This window comes from Streptomyces roseoverticillatus (assembly GCF_000719265.1).
Classification (GTDB): Bacteria; Actinomycetota; Actinomycetes; order Streptomycetales; family Streptomycetaceae; genus Streptomyces; species Streptomyces roseoverticillatus.
In genome coordinates this window covers 40,086-55,813 of record NZ_JOFL01000004.1, presented here as the reverse complement: position 1 = coordinate 55,813, position 15,728 = coordinate 40,086, and the positions used below count along the sequence as shown (strand labels likewise).

14 protein-coding genes and 1 tRNA gene are annotated in these 15,728 nt (G+C 73.6%); 3 read left to right on the top strand and 12 right to left on the bottom strand.

Annotated features, from left to right (window positions below):
* Positions 1-57 precede the first annotated feature (57 nt).
* Positions 58-846, bottom strand: coding sequence for an exodeoxyribonuclease III (locus IF61_RS0105535; RefSeq protein WP_030365102.1), 789 nt, complete (start codon positions 844-846; stop codon positions 58-60).
* A 35-nt stretch (positions 847-881) separates the two neighbouring features.
* Between IF61_RS0105535 and IF61_RS0105530 the strand changes: the two genes are divergently transcribed.
* Positions 882-1,367, top strand: coding sequence for a GNAT family N-acetyltransferase (locus IF61_RS0105530; RefSeq protein ID WP_030365101.1), 486 nt, complete (start codon positions 882-884; stop codon positions 1,365-1,367).
* A gap of 158 nt (positions 1,368-1,525) precedes the next feature.
* On the opposite strand, the gene IF61_RS35715 is transcribed toward IF61_RS0105530, so the two are convergent.
* Genes IF61_RS35715 through IF61_RS0105515 form a run of 3 tightly spaced genes read right to left on the bottom strand, consistent with a single transcriptional unit; the run spans position 1,526 to position 3,811 of the window.
* Positions 1,526-2,020, bottom strand: coding sequence for a hypothetical protein (locus IF61_RS35715; RefSeq protein WP_052392429.1), 495 nt, complete (start codon positions 2,018-2,020; stop codon positions 1,526-1,528).
* Positions 2,021-2,057: 37 nt separating this feature from the next.
* Complete coding sequence (locus tag IF61_RS0105520; protein ID WP_030365099.1) at positions 2,058-3,302, bottom strand: sensor histidine kinase; 1,245 nt, start codon at positions 3,300-3,302, stop codon at positions 2,058-2,060.
* A gap of 20 nt (positions 3,303-3,322) precedes the next feature.
* Positions 3,323-3,811 (bottom strand): hypothetical protein, encoded by a 489-nt coding sequence (locus IF61_RS0105515; protein ID WP_030365098.1) that lies wholly within the window; start codon positions 3,809-3,811, stop codon positions 3,323-3,325.
* 250 nt (positions 3,812-4,061) lie between these two features.
* On the opposite strand from IF61_RS0105515, the gene IF61_RS0105510 reads away from it, so the two are divergent.
* Positions 4,062-6,392, top strand: a complete 2,331-nt coding sequence (locus tag IF61_RS0105510) for an alpha-N-acetylglucosaminidase (RefSeq protein ID WP_030365097.1) — start codon at positions 4,062-4,064, stop codon at positions 6,390-6,392.
* Positions 6,393-6,482: 90 nt separating this feature from the next.
* On the opposite strand, the gene IF61_RS0105505 is transcribed toward IF61_RS0105510, so the two are convergent.
* The 7 genes from IF61_RS0105505 to galU form a co-directional block, all read right to left on the bottom strand.
* A tRNA-Ala gene (locus tag IF61_RS0105505) sits at positions 6,483-6,556 on the bottom strand.
* A 91-nt stretch (positions 6,557-6,647) separates the two neighbouring features.
* Positions 6,648-7,763 (bottom strand): divisome protein SepX/GlpR, encoded by a 1,116-nt coding sequence (sepX, locus tag IF61_RS0105500; RefSeq protein WP_030365096.1) that lies wholly within the window; start codon positions 7,761-7,763, stop codon positions 6,648-6,650.
* A gap of 151 nt (positions 7,764-7,914) precedes the next feature.
* Positions 7,915-8,478, bottom strand: a complete 564-nt coding sequence (locus IF61_RS0105495) for a GNAT family N-acetyltransferase (protein WP_052392428.1) — start codon at positions 8,476-8,478, stop codon at positions 7,915-7,917.
* Between the two features lie 56 nt (positions 8,479-8,534).
* On the bottom strand, positions 8,535-9,044 hold the full coding sequence (locus IF61_RS0105490) for a MogA/MoaB family molybdenum cofactor biosynthesis protein (RefSeq protein WP_030365094.1): 510 nt from the start codon (positions 9,042-9,044) through the stop codon (positions 8,535-8,537).
* A complete protein-coding gene (gene moaC / locus IF61_RS0105485) occupies positions 9,041-9,574 on the bottom strand; it encodes a cyclic pyranopterin monophosphate synthase MoaC (RefSeq protein ID WP_397945739.1) in 534 nt (177 codons plus the stop codon). The genes IF61_RS0105490 and moaC overlap by 4 nt, the downstream gene beginning before the upstream one ends.
* Positions 9,575-9,604: 30 nt before the next feature.
* Positions 9,605-10,954, bottom strand: a complete 1,350-nt coding sequence (gene glp / locus IF61_RS0105480; protein WP_078659979.1) for a molybdotransferase-like divisome protein Glp — start codon at positions 10,952-10,954, stop codon at positions 9,605-9,607.
* Positions 10,955-10,958: 4 nt separating this feature from the next.
* Positions 10,959-11,861, bottom strand: coding sequence for a UTP--glucose-1-phosphate uridylyltransferase GalU (galU, locus tag IF61_RS0105475; RefSeq protein ID WP_030365091.1), 903 nt, complete (start codon positions 11,859-11,861; stop codon positions 10,959-10,961).
* 81 nt (positions 11,862-11,942) lie between these two features.
* Between galU and IF61_RS0105470 the strand changes: the two genes are divergently transcribed.
* Positions 11,943-12,536: a 5-formyltetrahydrofolate cyclo-ligase gene (locus IF61_RS0105470; RefSeq protein ID WP_030365090.1), complete on the top strand. Its 594-nt coding sequence runs from the start codon at positions 11,943-11,945 to the stop codon at positions 12,534-12,536.
* Positions 12,537-12,698: 162 nt separating this feature from the next.
* Here the strand turns inward: IF61_RS0105470 and IF61_RS0105465 are convergent, their stop codons facing one another.
* Entirely contained in the window at positions 12,699-15,569 is a 2,871-nt protein-coding gene (locus IF61_RS0105465) for a penicillin acylase family protein (protein ID WP_030365089.1), read from the bottom strand.
* Positions 15,570-15,728: the final 159 nt, after the last annotated feature.

Here is a 15,728-nt window from a genome sequence, read left to right as displayed (position 1 = left end):
GGATCCGGGGCCGAAGCCGGAAGCCGGCACCCCGCACCCGGCACCCCGCACCCGGCCTCAGCCGAAGACGCCCGTCACCGGCGCGTGGTCCGACCACCGCAGGTCGTGCGAGGCCGCCCGCTCCACCGTCGCCTTCAGCGCCCGCTCCGCCAGCCCCGGCGTCGCGACCAGGTAGTCGATGCGCCAGCCCGAGTCGTTGTCGAAGGCCCGCCCGCGGTACGACCACCACGAGTACGGACCGTCGATGCCCGGGTGCAGGGCCCGGACCACGTCCACGTACTCGCCGAAGACCTTGCCGAGCCACTCGCGCTCCTCGGGCAGGAAGCCCGCGCTCTTGCGGTTGGCCTTCCAGTTCTTGAGGTCGGCCTCGGTGTGCGCGATGTTCCAGTCGCCGCAGACCAGGACCTCGCGCCCCTCGGCCGCCGCGCGCGTCTTCAGCCCCACCAGGTACGGCAGGAACTCCGCCATGAAGCGTTCCTTCTCGTCCTGCCGCTCCGTGCCGACCTCGCCGGAGGGCAGGTAGAGGCTGGCGACGGTGACGCCCGGGAAGTCGGCCTCCACGTACCGGCCGCTGCCGTCGAACTCGGCCGACCCGAAGCCGATGCGCACCGCCTCGGGCTCGCGCCGCGAGTAGAGCGAGACGCCCGCGCGCCCCTTGGCCGCCGCCGGGGCGTGGACCGTGAACCAGCCCTCCGGCTCGCGCACCTCGTCGGGCAGCTGGTGCGGCTCGGCCCGGACCTCCTGGAGGCACACGACGTCCGCCCCGGTCCCCGCCAGCCACTCCACGAAGCCCTTCTTGGAGGCCGCACGGAGTCCATTCACATTCACGCTCGTAACGGTCAGCATTCCGGCACGATACCGACTTCCGTACGATGCCTTGAATGCAGATCTTGCCGGTCGCATACGACCATCCCGACGCGGTGAAACTCCAGGACCGGGTCCAACTGGAGTACGCGCAGCGGTACGGAGACGGCGATCTCACCCCGCTGGAGCCGGCCCAGTTCGCCCCGCCGTGTGGGCTGTATCTCATCGTCTACGAGCCCGGCGGCGCGCCCGTCGCCACCGGCGGCTGGCGCGCCCGGGAGGCGGCGGGCGGCGAGGGCTACGCGGACGGCGACGCCGAGCTGAAGCGGATGTACGTGATACCGGAGGCGCGCGGGCGCGGGCTCGCGCGCCGGATCCTCGCGGAGCTGGAGGAGGACGCCCGGGCGGCGGGCCGTACGCGGATGGTCCTGGAGACGGGCACGAAGCAGCCGGAGGCGATCGAGCTGTACGTGTCGAGCGGGTACGCGCCGGTGCCGCAGCGGGAGAAGTTCGGCATGTACCGCGCGTACGAGGGGAGTCGCTGCTTCACGAAGCGGCTGTAAACCTGCCGGGCGGCCCGGCGGCCCTGAGTGCTTTCCCCGCTGCCACGGCGGGATCCAGGGGGAGCAGGCCCCGCCGATCCCCCCTCCCGCCGCCGCGGCGAAACGCCCCCACGGCGAGGGTCCGGCGGAATGCGGTGCCGCCGTCACCGGCACGTGCGTCACGTAGAAGCGATCGCCGCCTCCACCTCGTGGCGGATGTCGTCCGTCCGGTAGCGCGTGGCCTCCCCGTACGGCTCCAGGATCGCGTCGGCCTCCTCCGGTCCGTCCTCGACGATCTCCACGGCCAGGACCGTGCTGCCCGGCGGGACCTCCGCCGCGAGCATCTCCAGGGCGGCGTTCGCGGCCGTGGCCTCGCGCGCGTCGCGCACGCCGCCCATGAGGCCGCCCGCCCCGAAGCCGATCATGACGCCGAGCGGGCCGCCGAGAATGCCCAGCAGGCCGCCGATCAGGCCGCCGACGGCGAAGGCGCGGGCCGTGCCGGAGTTGTCGACGGCGTCGGGGAAGTCGAGGGTGCCGTCGTCGGCACGGGAGATCACCGCTCCTTCGCGGAGCCCCAGGCGGCCCGCGGAGTGCGCCTCGCGCAGGGCGTCCAGGGCCCGGTGGCCCTTCTCGGGCGAGGGGACGTTCAGGAAGAGGACGTTGTCGTCTTTCATGGCTTCCACTGTTGGGGCAGTCGGCCCGCCCCGCACCTCAGGAAGGGCCGGGGTCCCCGCCCGGTGCCGGGTCTCCGTCCCGTACCGACGCGGTGAGGTCCAGCGTCGCCTGCGCGCCCCCGCCGTCCGGGTTGGCGAAGGTCAGGGCCGCCCCGAGGACCCGCGCCTGGCCCGCGGCGATGGTCAGGCCCAGGCCGAGCCCGGAGCGGGAGCCCGTGCGGAAGCGCTGGGGACCGCGGGTGAGCAGCTCGGGCGGGAAGCCGGGGCCGCCGTCGCGGACCCGGACGGCGCCGCCGTCGACCTCCACGGTCACGGGCGCGCCGCCGTGCCGGAAGGCGTTGGTGACGAGGTTGGCGAGGATCCGCTCGACGCGGCGGCCGTCGGTCTCGACCAGGCAGTCCCGCGCGACCCGCACCTCGGCGGTGTCCTTGCCGTCCACCTCGGCCGCGCGGACCGCGCGCCGCGTCAGTTCGCCCAGCGTCCGCAGCTCGGTGTCGGCCCGCTCGGCGGTGCCGTCCAGCCGGGCGACCTCCAGGACGTCCTCCATGAGCGCCCGGACGCGCTCGGCCCGATCCCGGACCATTTCGGCGGGCCGCCCGGGCGGCAGCACCTCGGCCGCGGCGACCAGGCCGGCCACGGGCGTGCGCAGCTCGTGGGCGATGTTGGAGGTGACCTCGCGCTCGGCCTGGAGGCGGGCGGCCAGCGCGTCGGCCATGGTGTTGACGGCGACGGTCAGGCGGGCGATCTCGTCCTGCCCGCCGCGCGGCCGGAGGCGGGCGCTGAGGTCGCCGTGGGCGATGCGCTCGGCCGTCCGGGCGGAGGCGTTGAGGCGGCGCCCGGCGACGGTCGCGAGGCCCACGCCGACGACGCCGGCGAAGGCGGTGCCGAAGCCGCCCGCCCACCACAGGGCCTCGTCGAGCTTGCGGAGGTTGTCGGCCTGCCGGGAGTAGGGGTGCTTGACGACGATCGTGTCGCGGCCGAGGCGGCTGCCGGCCCACAGCATCGGTACGGGGCCGCTGCGGTCGAGGTAGGTGGCGCGCTTGCCCTCCTCGACGGCCTTCCGCAGCGGCCCGGGTATGCGCTCGGGGTTGATGAGCGTGCGCGGCCGGTCGGCGCCCGCGGCGTGGTCCTCGACGGCCGAGGCGAGCCGGCTCTCCAGGGACTCCCGCGCGGTCTCCAGCTGGCTGGTGGCGGTGCGGTGGTGGACGACGAGGCCCATGATGACGGCGACCAGGGCGGCGGTGGCGGTGATCGCCACGCCGATCTTCGTGCGCAGTCCCATGGCTTCCAGCTCCTCGGCGGCTAACGCGGGGGGACGGGGAGCCGCAGGTCGCGCAGCTCGTGGGCGAGCGAGGCGGGCAGGCCCTCGGGGGCGACGGTGGCGCGGGTGTAGAAGGCGGTGCCCTCGTCGTCGCCACCGCCGTTGCCGTCGCGGCGGACGAGGCCGCTGAGGGTGACCTTGGCGGCGTACGGCCGGTCCGGGGCGCAGGCGGGCCGGCACCAGGTGCCGCGCACGCTGCCGTACGCCTCGGCCGTCTGGCCGCCCCAGGACTGCCAGCGCAGCTCGGTGAAGGCGGCCTCCGGCGAGAGGGTGAGGGCGGCGGGGCGGCGCAGCGGCGGCTTGTCCGCGGCCTCGGTCACGTAGACGGCCCCCGTGCCGGGCGAGGGGCTGAGGGCGGGGCCGGAGACCTCCAGGCCGCCGGGGTCGGCGCAGCCGCTCAGCAGGGCGCCCATGCCCAGCAGGCCCGCGGCGAGGGCCACGGCGCCGGGCGCTGCGGTGAGCGGTCGCACGCGGTTCCTCGGGTCGGGCCGGCGGGGCCGGCGGCTGACCGGAGCGGTGGCGCTTAGCAGGCCGGGCCGTTCCGATGGGGCCATTCGTGCCAAATGTAACCGGCGTGGCTGGTTCGACGCCCGCGCCCTTGCGGCGTGGCGCTCATCAGCTCGTAGGATCGCCGCGCCTAATGCGCGTAATGCGCCCCAGTGGTCCGGTCCGTTCACTCCTGTCGCAGGAGCATCGCGCTCGTCACGGTGGAGGTCACTCATGCATATTGCCCGTCGCAGGCTCCTGGGTGCCCTTGCGGGGGCGGCGGCCCTGGGGACGGTGCCCGGCGTGGCCGCCGCGGCCGGGCCGGGGAGCCCCGGGGGGCCGGGCGGCCCCGACGGGGACTCCGGCTCCTCGGACACCGAGGCCGTGGCCTCCGCGGGGGACGAGAGCTCCTCGGCCGGGCTCCCCGACGCGGAGAACGCAGAGAACGCAGACGGCGCAGCGGCCGCCGTGGGAGCCGCCGGAGCGGCCGCGGCGGCCCTCGCCCGGCTGCTGCCCGCCCACCACCGGCAGGTCACCTTCCGCACGGTGCCGCGCAAGGGCGGGGCGGACGCCTTCCGGGTGTCCGGGCGGGAGGGCGCGCTGGAGGTGTCGGGCACGACGCCCGCCGTGCAGCTCACGGGCTTCCACTGGTACCTCAGACACGTCGCCCACGCCCACTTCTCCTGGAACGGGGCGCAGACCGCGGCCCTGCCCGCCCGCCTTCCCGGCGTCCGTACCCCCGTCGTCAGGACCGCGAACGTCCCCCACCGCTTCGTGCTCAACGACACCAGCGACGGCTACACCGGCCCCTACAACGGGTGGGACTACTGGCAGCGCGAAATCGATGTACTGGCGCTGCACGGCTTCAACGAGGTGCTCGTCTACGCGGGCGCGGACGCGGTCTACCACCGCACGTTCCGCGAGCACGGCTACGGCGACGCCGAGCTGCGCGCGTGGCTGCCGGGCCCGGCGCACCAGCCGTGGTGGCTGCTGCAGAACATGGAGGGCTACGGCGGGCCGCTCTCCGCCGGGCTGCTGGAGCGCCGCACGGCCCTGGCGAAGAAGATCGTCGGCCGGCTGCGGGAGCTGGGCATGACGCCCGTCCTCCCCGGCTACTACGGCACCGTGCCGCCCGGCTTCGCCCAGCGCAACGCCGGCGCCCGCACCGTCCCGCAGGGCACGTGGGGCGGCTTCCGCCGGCCCGACTGGCTCGACCCGCGCACCGCGCACTTCCGGCGCGTCGCGGCGACCTTCTACCGGGTCCAGAAGGAGCTCTACGGCGCCACATCCATGTACAAGATGGACCTGCTGCACGAGGGCGGCAAACCCGGCGACGTGCCCGTCGCCGACGCCGCCCGCGCCGTCGAGAAGGCCCTGCGCGCCGCCCGCCCCCGCGCCACCTGGGCGATCCTCGGCTGGCAGGAGAACCCGCGCCGGGCGATCCTCGACGCCGTCGACCGCGACCGGATGCTCGTCCTGGACGGCGTCCCCGACCACTACCCCAAGGTCACCGACCGCGAGGACGACTGGGGCGGCACCCCGTACGCCTTCGGCTCCATCTGGAACTTCGGCGGGCACACGGCCATGGGCGCCAACACCCGCGACTGGGCGAGGCTCTACGAGGACTGGCGCACCAAGCCCGGCAGCGCGCTCAAGGGCATCGCCCTGATGCCCGAGGCCGCCGACAACAACCCCGCCGCGCTCGCCCTCTTCAGCGACCTGGCCTGGACCGACGGCCGGATCGACCTGGAGGACTGGTTCGCGCGGTGGCCCCGCTACCGCTACGGCGCCGCCGACCCGCACGCCGTGCGCGCCTGGGACGTCCTGCGCCGCACCGCCTACGGCACGAGCCGCGAGGACGGCTGGAGCGAGGCCGCCGACGGCCTCTTCGGCGCCCGCCCCGACCTGGCCGTCACCCACGCCGCCACCTGGTCACCGCGGCAACTCCGCTACGACGCGGACGCCTTCGACAAAGCCCTGCCCGAGCTCCTCGCGGTCGCCCCCGCCCTGCGCGGCAGCTCCGCCTACCGCTACGACCTCCTGGACGTGACGCGCCAGTCGATCGCCAACCGCAGCCGCACCCTGCTCCCCCGCATCAAGACGGCCTACGAGGCGGGCGACCGGGCCCGCCTGGGCGACCTGACCCGCCAGTGGCTCGACTGGATGACCCTCCTCGAAGAGACGGTCGCCACCGACGAACGCCACCTCCTCAGCCACTGGACGGCGGCCGCCCGCGCCTGGGGCTCCTCCGAGGCCGAACGCGACCGCCTCGAACAGGACGCCCTCACGCTCCTCACCACCTGGGGCCCCCGCCCCTCCGCCGACGCCGGCAAGCTCCACGACTACGCCAACCGCGAGTGGTCGGGCCTGGTCGGCGGCCTCTACCGCAAGCGCTGGACGGCGTACTTCAAGGAACTGGACGCCTCCCTCACGACCCGCCGCAAGCCGAAGCCCATCGACTGGTACGCCATGGAAGAGGACTGGCTCCACCACCGCCCGGCCCTGCGGACGAAGCCGGCGGGTGACGTGGTGAAGGTGGCCCGGCGCGTGGCCCGCAAGCTCTGACCGCGGCTGCGGCCGCGCAACTGCGGCGCCCGCAGGGGCACATGAAAAAGATCCCGTCCGATCGAGATGATCGGACGGGATCTATTGCTGTGGACCTGAGGGGATTCGAACCCCTGACCCCCTCGATGCGAACGAGGTGCGCTACCGGACTGCGCCACAGGCCCTTGCAACGAGTGAAACTCTAGCAGCTCCATCCGGGTGCCCGGTAATCCGCTCCCCGCTGGTCAGGCGGCCGGGCCGGTGAAGTGGCGCGGGTCACTCGTTGGCGGCGCGGGGGCGGTCGTCGTCGGCGTACTGGTCGAAGAGGGGCGTGCGGCCGCCCTCGCGGGGGCGGCGGCGGGCGCGGGACGGGCGGCGCTCCTCCGCGGCGGCGCGGGCGCGGTCCGCCGCCGGGTCGGCGGTGCTGGAGCGGGCGGAGCTCCAGGCGTCGGGGGCACCCAGGTCGGTGTCGTCGCCGGCGCGCGGGGCGACCGGTGCGGTGACGTAGGTGGGCAGGGGGACGGGGACCGGGTCCCAGCCCTCGGCCGCGCCGCGGTCGCGCTGCTGGTCGACCCACTCCGCGTGGTCCGTCTGCTCCACGAGGGCGCGGCGGCCCGCGGCGGGCGACGGCTCGACCGTGTGGTCGGCGGCGGGCGCCGGATGGGCGACGGTGTCAACGGGGTCGGCGGCGGCGTGGGGGTCCGCCGCCTGGCGAGGGCGGACGCGGCCCTCGCGCAGGCGCTGGGCGGCCAGTTCGGCGCGGCGCTGGTCCATGGTGAAGGCGAAGCGCCGCCGCTCCTGGAGCCGCAGGTAGACGATGTACGCGCTGAGCAGCGCCGCCGGGACGGCCGGCACCCACAGGAAGGCCAGGCCGCCGACGCCGGCGACGACCGCGCCCAGGGTGAAGGCGAGGAAGAGCACGACCGTGGTGCGGCGCCGGCGCGCGAGGACCTTGGTGCGCCGGGCGCGTGCGGCCGCGGCCGTCGGGGCCGCGGAGGACCCGGCGCGCTCGCTCGCGGCCCCCTGGGCGCCCGGAGAGCCCGCGGGCGGGCCCGCGGAGGCCGGCGCTTGCGCCGGGGGCGCGCCACCTCCTCCGGGCATGCCGAAGGGCCGGACGTCGACCATTTCGGTCGGCGCTTCCGGCTCGGGCGCACGGGCCGCCGGCTCCCCGGGCTCGCTTGAGACCGGCGCGTCGTCGGCGGCGCGCACTTCCAGGTCCTTGGCGTAACGGCGCTCCATTCCCGCCCGCCCGGACAAGAGCCGGATGGCGGTGCTGAAGCGTTCCGTCGGACGGGCTTCATTGAGCTCGTCCTGCCTACGGAGCCACATCGGCACCAAGTAGGCGGCCCAGGCCCCGACGATGACTGCGTAGATGAGGCCGCTGCTGCTCACACTTCACACCGTAGAGGGGTACGCGCAGGGGATTCCGCCAATTGGCCCGGTGTGTCGCACGATCCGGCTGATATCTCGAACTTTTTTTGTGATTGTTGGGACCGAGTCGACTCGAAAACCGTCAATTGACGGTCACTTTCGAATATCTATTCTATTTCTGGGGGGTGCCGGGGCGGGACCGGTGCCAGCGCTGCAGGAGCCCCTCCGGGACCTCCTCGGCCGTCAGTGCGTAGACCAGGTGGTCGCGCCAGGCGCCGTCGATGTGGAGGTAGCGGGGCCGCAGCCCCTCCTCGCGGAAGCCGAGCTTCTCCACCACGCGGCGGCTGGGGAGGTTCTCCGGCCGGATGCACACCTCCACGCGGTGCAGGCCGACGGCACGGAAGCAGTGGTCCACGGCGAGCGCGACCGCGGTCGGCATCACGCCGCGGCCGGCGACGGCCTCGTCCACCCAGTAGCCGACGTGGGCCGAGCACATCGAGCCCCACGTGATCCCCGCCACGGTCAGCTGGCCGGCCAGCCGGCCCTGGTACTCGATGACGAACGGCAGCATGCGCCCCGCGTTCGCCTCGGCCCGCAGGTGCCGCACCATCTGCCGGTACGTGGGGCGGTGCGTGACCGGGCCGCCGGGCGGGGGCGGCGGGATCGTGGCCTCCCAGGGGCGCAGCCAGTCGCGGTTGCGCCGGTTGACCTCGCGCCACTGGTGCTGGTCGCGCATCCGGATGGGGCGCAGGACGACGTCCCCGTCCGCCGGCTCGGCCGGCCAGCCGGCGTTCAGTGCGGGCCCCCGGGTCTCGGGTGGTCGCCCCCGCGGACCTGCTCCACGGCGTGGACCAGCAGCCGGCCCAGCACGGCGAGGCCGTCGCGGACGCCGCCCGTCGATCCGGGCAGGTTCACGATCAGCGTGCGGCCGGCCAGGCCGGCCAGACCGCGGGAGAGCGCGGCCGTGGGCACCTTCGCCAGGCCCTCGGCGCGGACGGCCTCGGCGATGCCGGGGACCTCGCGGTCGAGGAGGGGGCGGGTCGCCTCGGGCGTGCGGTCGGTCGGGGACAGGCCGGTGCCGCCGGTGGTGACGATCACGTCATAGGCGGCGGCGACCCCGTCCCGGAGGGCCGCCGCGACGGGCTCCCCGTCGGGGACGACGACGGGCCCGTCCACGGCGAAGCCCATGTCCGTGAGGCCGGCGGCGAGGAGGGGGCCGCCCTTGTCCTCGTAGACGCCCGCGGCGGCGCGGTTGGAGGCGGTGACGACCAGGGCCCTCATCGGATGCTCCGGGGCGCTCATGACCGGCTCCAGTCGCCCGACTTCCCGCCCGTCTTCTCCTCCACCCTGATGTCCGTGATCACCGCGCCCTTGTCGACGGCCTTCACCATGTCGACGACCGTCAGGGCGGCCGCGCTCACCGCGGTCATCGCCTCCATCTCCACGCCCGTGCGGTCCGTCGTCCGCACCGTGGCGGTGATCTCCACGGCGTCGTCGGCGACCGACAGGTCGACCTTCACGCCCGAGAGCGCCAGCGGGTGGCAGAGCGGGATCAGGTCGGGGGTGCGCTTGGCGGCCATGATGCCGGCGATGCGGGCGGTGGCGAGGGCGTCGCCCTTGGGGACGCCCTCGCCGCGCAGGAGCGCGACGACGCGCGGCGAGACGAGGACGCGGCCGCTGGCACGGGCCGTGCGCGCGGTGACCTCCTTGGCCGAGACGTCGACCATCCGGGCCGCTCCCGCACCGTCGAGGTGGGTGAGGCGGGAGGGCTCCGGCGAGTCCTGGGCGGCGGCGCTGCTCATGCTTCTCCTGGTCCGGTCCTGTGTGGGCAGACACCGTACCGGCAGCGCCCCGGGGAGGGGTCAGCCCAGCGGAATGACGTCGACCTCGGAGCCGGCCTCCAAGGCCGTGGCCGCCTCGGGGACGACGACGAGCGCGTTGGCCTGCGCGAGGGCCTTCACCAGGTGCGAGCCCGCGCCGCCCACGAGCGAGACCGTGCCGTCGCCCGCCTCGTACCGCGCGCGCAGGAACTGGCGGCGGCCCTCCGGCGACGACGTGACGGCGTCGGTGCACACGGCGCGCACGGTGGTGCGGTCGACCGGGTCGAGCCCCATGAGCGCCCGCAGGGCGGGGCGGACGAAGAGCTCGAAGGAGACGTAGCAGCTGACGGGGTTGCCGGGAAGGGCGAAGAGCGGGATCCGGTCGGGGCCGATCCGGCCGAAACCCTGCGGCTTGCCGGGCTGCATGGCCAGCCGCCGGAAGGCGACGCTGCCCTCCTCGCCGGCGAGCCCGGACAGCGTCTCCTTGACCACGTCGTACGCGCCGACGCTGACACCGCCGCTGGTGACGACGACATCGGCGCGGATGAGCTGGTCCTCCAGGGTGGCGCGCAGGGTCTCGGCGTCGTCGTCGACGGCGCCGACGCGGTACGCGATGGCCCCGGCGTCCCGCGCGCAGGCGGAGAGCACGAAGCTGTTGGAGTCGTGGATCCGGCCGGGCGCGAGCTCCTCGCCGGGCTGGACGAGCTCGCTGCCGGTGGACATGACGACCACGCGCGGGCGCGGGCGCACCAGGACCGTGGCGCGCCCGATGGCCGCGAGCAGCCCGATCTGGGCCGGGCCGAGGACGGTCCCGGCGGCGAGGGCGAGCTCGCCCGTGCACGCGTCGCTGCCGCGGGCCCGGACGTGGGCGCGGGCGGCGGCGGGGCGGTGGATGCGGACTTCCCCGCCGGAGCGCTCGGGGACCGCGCTGTGGGCCGCCATGGCGTCGGCGGGGCCGGCGCCCGTGCCGCCGTCCGTCCACTCGACGGGGACGACGGCCTCGGCGCCGGGCGGCAGCGGGGCGCCGGTCATGATCCGGGCGGCCTCGCCGGGGCCGACCGCGGGCGGCGTGCCGCTGCCCGCGGCGACGTCGCCGACGACGGTGAGGACCGCCGGGAACTCCTCCGTGGCGCCCTCGACGTCGGCCGTGCGGACCGCGTAGCCGTCCATGGAGCTGTTGTCGAAGGGCGGGAGGGCGGCCGGGACGGTGACGTCCTCGACCAGGACGCACCCCTGGGCCTCGGGCAGCTGCAGCTCGATCGGCTCCAGGGGGCGGACCTTCGCCAGGATGTCGGCGAGGTGCTCGTCCACCGTCCACAGGCGGCCCGGGTCGTCCCGCCCGTCCGTCGGGGCGGGGACGGAGCCGGTGGCCGTGTCGGCGGTGCTGCTCAAGGGGTTACATCTCCTCGTTCACATAGCGACGGAGCCAGGCGCGGAAGTCCGGACCAAGATCTTCGCGCTCGCAGGCCAGTCTGACAATGGCGCGGAGGTAGTCGCCGCGGTCACCGGTGTCGTAGCGGCGGCCCTTGAAGATCACGCCGTGCACGGGCCCGCCGAGGCCGGGCTCGGCGGCGAGCGCCTGCAGGGCGTCGGTGAGCTGGATCTCTCCGCCGCGGCCGGGCGGGGTCTCGCGCAGCACGTCGAAGACGGCCGGGTCGAGGACGTACCGGCCGATCACCGCGTAGTTGCTGGGCGCCTCGGACGGCTCGGGCTTCTCGACCAGGCCCGTGACCTGCACCACGCCCTCGGCGTCGGTCGGCTTCACGGCCGCGCAGCCGTACATCCCGATCTGGGCGCGCTCGACCTCCATGAGGGCGATCACGCTGCCGCCGTGCTTGCGCTGGATCGCGACCATGTGGGAGAGCAGCGGGTCCCGGATGTCGATCAGGTCGTCGCCGAGGAGGACGGCGAAGGGCTCGTTCCCCACGTGCGGGGCGGCGCACAGGACGGCGTGGCCGAGGCCCCGGGGATCGCCCTGGCGGACGTAGTGCATGGTCGCCAGGTCGCTCGACTCCTGCACGCGCGCGAGCCGGGACTCGTCGCCCTTGCGGCGCAGCGCCTCTTCCAGCTCGTAGTTGCGGTCGAAGTGGTCCTCGAGCGGTCGCTTGTTACGCCCTGTGATCATGAGGACGTCCGAGAGGCCGGCGAGAACGGCCTCCTCCACCACGTACTGGATCGCCGGCTTGTCCACGACAGGCAGCATTTCCTTGGGCGTGGCCTTGGTGGCAGGCAGAAATCGGGTGCCGAGACCGGCTGCAGGGATGACAGCCTTGCTGATCCGAGGACGCGAGTGAGTCATGGGCCGAACACTATCCGTTGAGATTGTGCGGAGGATGAGGCTCCACCGAGTATGCCCCCAGCCAAGGAGTTTGTACGCACAGTGATCAAGTACGACGGTACGAAGGCCGAGTTGCGGCGGGGTCTCCTGGCGGTGAGATCCGCGTTGACCACGGATGACGTGGTCGCGACGGGGGACGCGCTGGCCCGCCGCGCACTGGAGCTCCCGGAGCTCGCGGAGGCGGGAACGGTGGCCGCCTACGTCTCTGTGGGGCGTGAGCCGGGCACGCGCGCGCTCCTGGAGGCGCTCCGCCGACGGGGGGTACGGGTGCTGCTTCCCGTCCTCCTGGAGGACAACGATCTCGACTGGGCGGTCTACGAGGGCCCGGACCGTCTCGTACGGGCGGGGAGGGGGCTCCTGGAGCCGGACGGCCTCCGGCTCGGGCCGGAGGCCGTGACGTCCGCGGACGCGGTGCTGCTGCCGGGACTGGCCGTGGACGGCCGGGGGATGCGGCTCGGGCGCGGCGGGGGTTCCTACGACCGGGTTCTGGCCCGGCTTGAGCGGGCGGGGGCGACGCCGTCGCTGGTGGTGCTGCTGTACGACAGCGAAGTGATCGCCGAGGTCCCGGCGGAGGCGCATGACCGTCCCGTGGACGCGGTGGTCACCCCGAGCGGCGTGCGGCGCTTTTCGCGCTAGCGCGCTCGTCCTCAACGCCGGACGGGCTGGATTTTGCTGGGACCCCAGCAAAATCCAGCCCGTCCGGGCACATCCGCCGCAACGGCGCTCAGCCCCCGCCGGCGTGACCGGCGGTGCCGAGCCGGGCGGAACCCCTCCGGGGAAGTGCGCCGCCCGCAGGGCTCACGGCTTCAAAGTGAGCTCCGCGTCCGTCGCCTTCTTCACCGCGTCCGCGGAGAACGCCCACGGCAGGAGCTCGCCCTTGGCCCACTTGTCCGTCTGGTCGTAGTAGTGCGCGTTGTACGCGTGACCGGACGCGCCGGTGAGGTTGATCCAGCGGGACTTGTCGAGGTCGGCGAGGTTGACGACCATCCGCATCGACGGGACCCGGATCACGTCGTAGCCGCCCGCCGCGTTCCAGCCCGCCGCGTTGACCGCGGCCTCGCCGCCGGCCAGGTTCCACGGGCCGCGGTTGAGCATCCACCGGACGATGCCGGGGCTGTCCTTGCCGAGGGTCTGGTTCTTCAGGTTGAGCTGGTGGAGGCGGCCCCAGCTCCAGGAGTTGACGTCCTTGCCGAGCTTGGAGGTCAGCTCCCAGCGGGCGTCCTTCATGGCCTGGGCGAGCAGCTCGTCGCGGTTGGCGGCGCCGCCGCGGCCGCCGGTCTTCCACCACTCGTCGCCGGGCTTGTCGAGGATGGAGCGGACGACCTCGAACCAGCGGTCGCCGCCGTCGGGCTGGGCCGAGTCGGGCTCGCGCTCGCCGCACTCGCGGACGAGGCGGGTCTTGCCTTCGAGGTCTTCCTGGGGCCCGGCGTCGTTGGTGGGGTGGACCCGCAGGCACTGGCCCTTGACGCGCAGCTCCTTGGGGAGCTTGTTGCCGAAGGCGAGCTTGAGGGTGTTGCGCCACACGGCGTTGAAGTACGCGGCGGCGGCCGAGTCGGCTTCCTGGTTGTAGTCCCAGCCCTCCAGGAGCTTCTGCGCCTCGCGGACGTACTTCGTCTCGCGCTCGTTGGTGCCCTTGAGGTCGATCTTCAGCAGGTAGGGCGTGAGCAGCTTGGCGATCTCGCTGCTGTTGTCCATCTGCATCTTCTGCATGTCGTCCGTCGAGATCTTGCCGCCGTCCTTGATCTTCGACTGGATCAGGTCGTCGATGCGCTTGCTGCGGGCGCCGTAGCCCCAGTCCCCGGTGAGGGAGTAGGGGTACTTCTTGTCGGTGACCGGCTGGTTGGCGGTGACGATGTAGCCGCGCTTGGGGTTGAGCTCCCAGGGCAGCTCCTGCGGCTTGAGGTAGCCGGTCCACTGGAAGGCGGGGTCCCAGCCGGGCGCGGGCATGCGGCCGTCGCCCTTGCGGACGGGGATGCGGCCGGGGGCCTGGTAGCCGATGTTGCCCTTGGTGTCGGCGTAGATCAGGTTCTGCGAGGGGACCTCGAAGCCGGCCGCGGCCTTGCGGAACGACGCGAAGTCAGTGGCGCGGTTGAGGTCCATCAGGGCGTCCATCGTGCGGCCGGCCTCGAGCGCGGTCCAGCGCAGGGAGACAGCGTAGCCCTCGGCGCGGTCCGGCGCCGGGTCCTTCACGGGGGCGTCCTGGCCGACCTTGCCCAGCTCGCTGTTGCGGTCGGAGACGACGGGGCCGTTGCGGGTGGAGCGGACGGTGATGGTGCGCTCGTCGCCGCCGGCGACCTTGATGGTCTCCTTGCGGGTGGCGAAGGGGACCTGCTGGTTGTCGTAGAGGTAGCTGCTGGAGGTGACCTTCTCCAGGTAGAGGTCGGAGACGTCCGCGCCCAGTTTGGTCATGCCCCAGGCGATGTCCTGGTTGTGGCCGATGACGACGCCGGGCATGCCCGCGAAGGTGTAGCCGGCGACGTCGAACGGGCAGGACGGGCCGGTCTTGGTGCAGTGCAGGCCCATCTGATACCAGAGCGAGGGCATCTGCGGGGCCAGGTGCGGGTCGTTGGCGAGCAGCGGCTTGCCGGTCGTCGTGTACTGCCCGGAGACGACCCACGCGTTGGATCCGATGCCGTTGCCGGACTTGCCGAGCAGCGCCGGGATCTTGTCGAGGGTGCTGGACAGCGACGTCAGGCCGGTGTGCAGGCCGCCGGCCGCGCCGGCGCCGCCGCTGGTGGCCGCGCTGCCGTTGCCGCCGGCGCCGCCCGCCGCATTGGGGGTCCCGGCGTTGCCCTGGGCGCCCGTGCCGCCCGGCGTGCCCGTGCGCGCGTTGCCGGTGCGCCCGGTCCCGCCGGTCTCGCCGGTGGAGCCCGGCGCCGCCGGCGTGGCCTTCGGGTCGAACTCCTTCGTCGCCGGGTCGATGGCCCCGCCCTCGACGACCGGCTTGTTCCGGTCGTACGGGTACGCCGGGTAGAGCTGCTCGATCTGCTGGGGGCTCAGCCGCGTGGAGGCGAGGGAGCGGTCGATCTCGTCCTGCACGTTGCCGCGCAGGTCCCAGGCCATGGCCTTGAGCCAGGCGACCGAGTCGACGGGCGTCCACTTCTCGGGCTTGTAGTCGTTCTTGAACTCCAGGGCCGCGTATTCGACGGACAGCGACTTGCCCTGATGGTCCTTGAGGTAGGCGTTGACCCCGTCGGAGTAGGCCTGGAGGTACTTCTTGGTGGCGGCCGACAGCTTGGTGTCGTACTCCTCCTGCGCGACCTTCCGCCAGCCCATGGTGCGGATGAACGCGTCGGTCTCGACCTGGTCCTCGCCGAACATCTCGGACAGGCGGCCGGCCGTCAGGTGGCGCCGGACGTCCATCTCCCAGAACCGGTCCTGCGCCTGGACGAAGCCCTGGGCGCGGAAGAGGTCCTCGGCGCTGTTCGCGTAGATCTGCGGAACGCCGTGGTCGTCGCGCGCGACCCTGACCTCCCCACCGAGACCCTTGAGCTGGAGGGTGCCGCTGGTCTCCGGGAAGGAGGCACGCACGGTGCTGACGCTCCAGTACGCACCGAAGCCGATGCCCGCGACGAGCAGCAGCACCACGGTGATCACGAGCAGGCGGGCGCGGCGCCCCTTCTTTTTCTTACCGGACTTGCCGGAAGGGCCGGTCTTGTTGGCGGGCATCGCTGTCCTTAGAGGGGCAGGGTGGTCCTGGAGTGCTGGAAGCAACCATAGGCGCAGGGCGCTGAGCGGCCGGACGCGGATGCCGGACCGTGCAGTGACATGGGTCCCTCTCGCCCCCTCCCGGAACCCTCGCCCGCCCGCGAGGCGTTAAGAACCCGT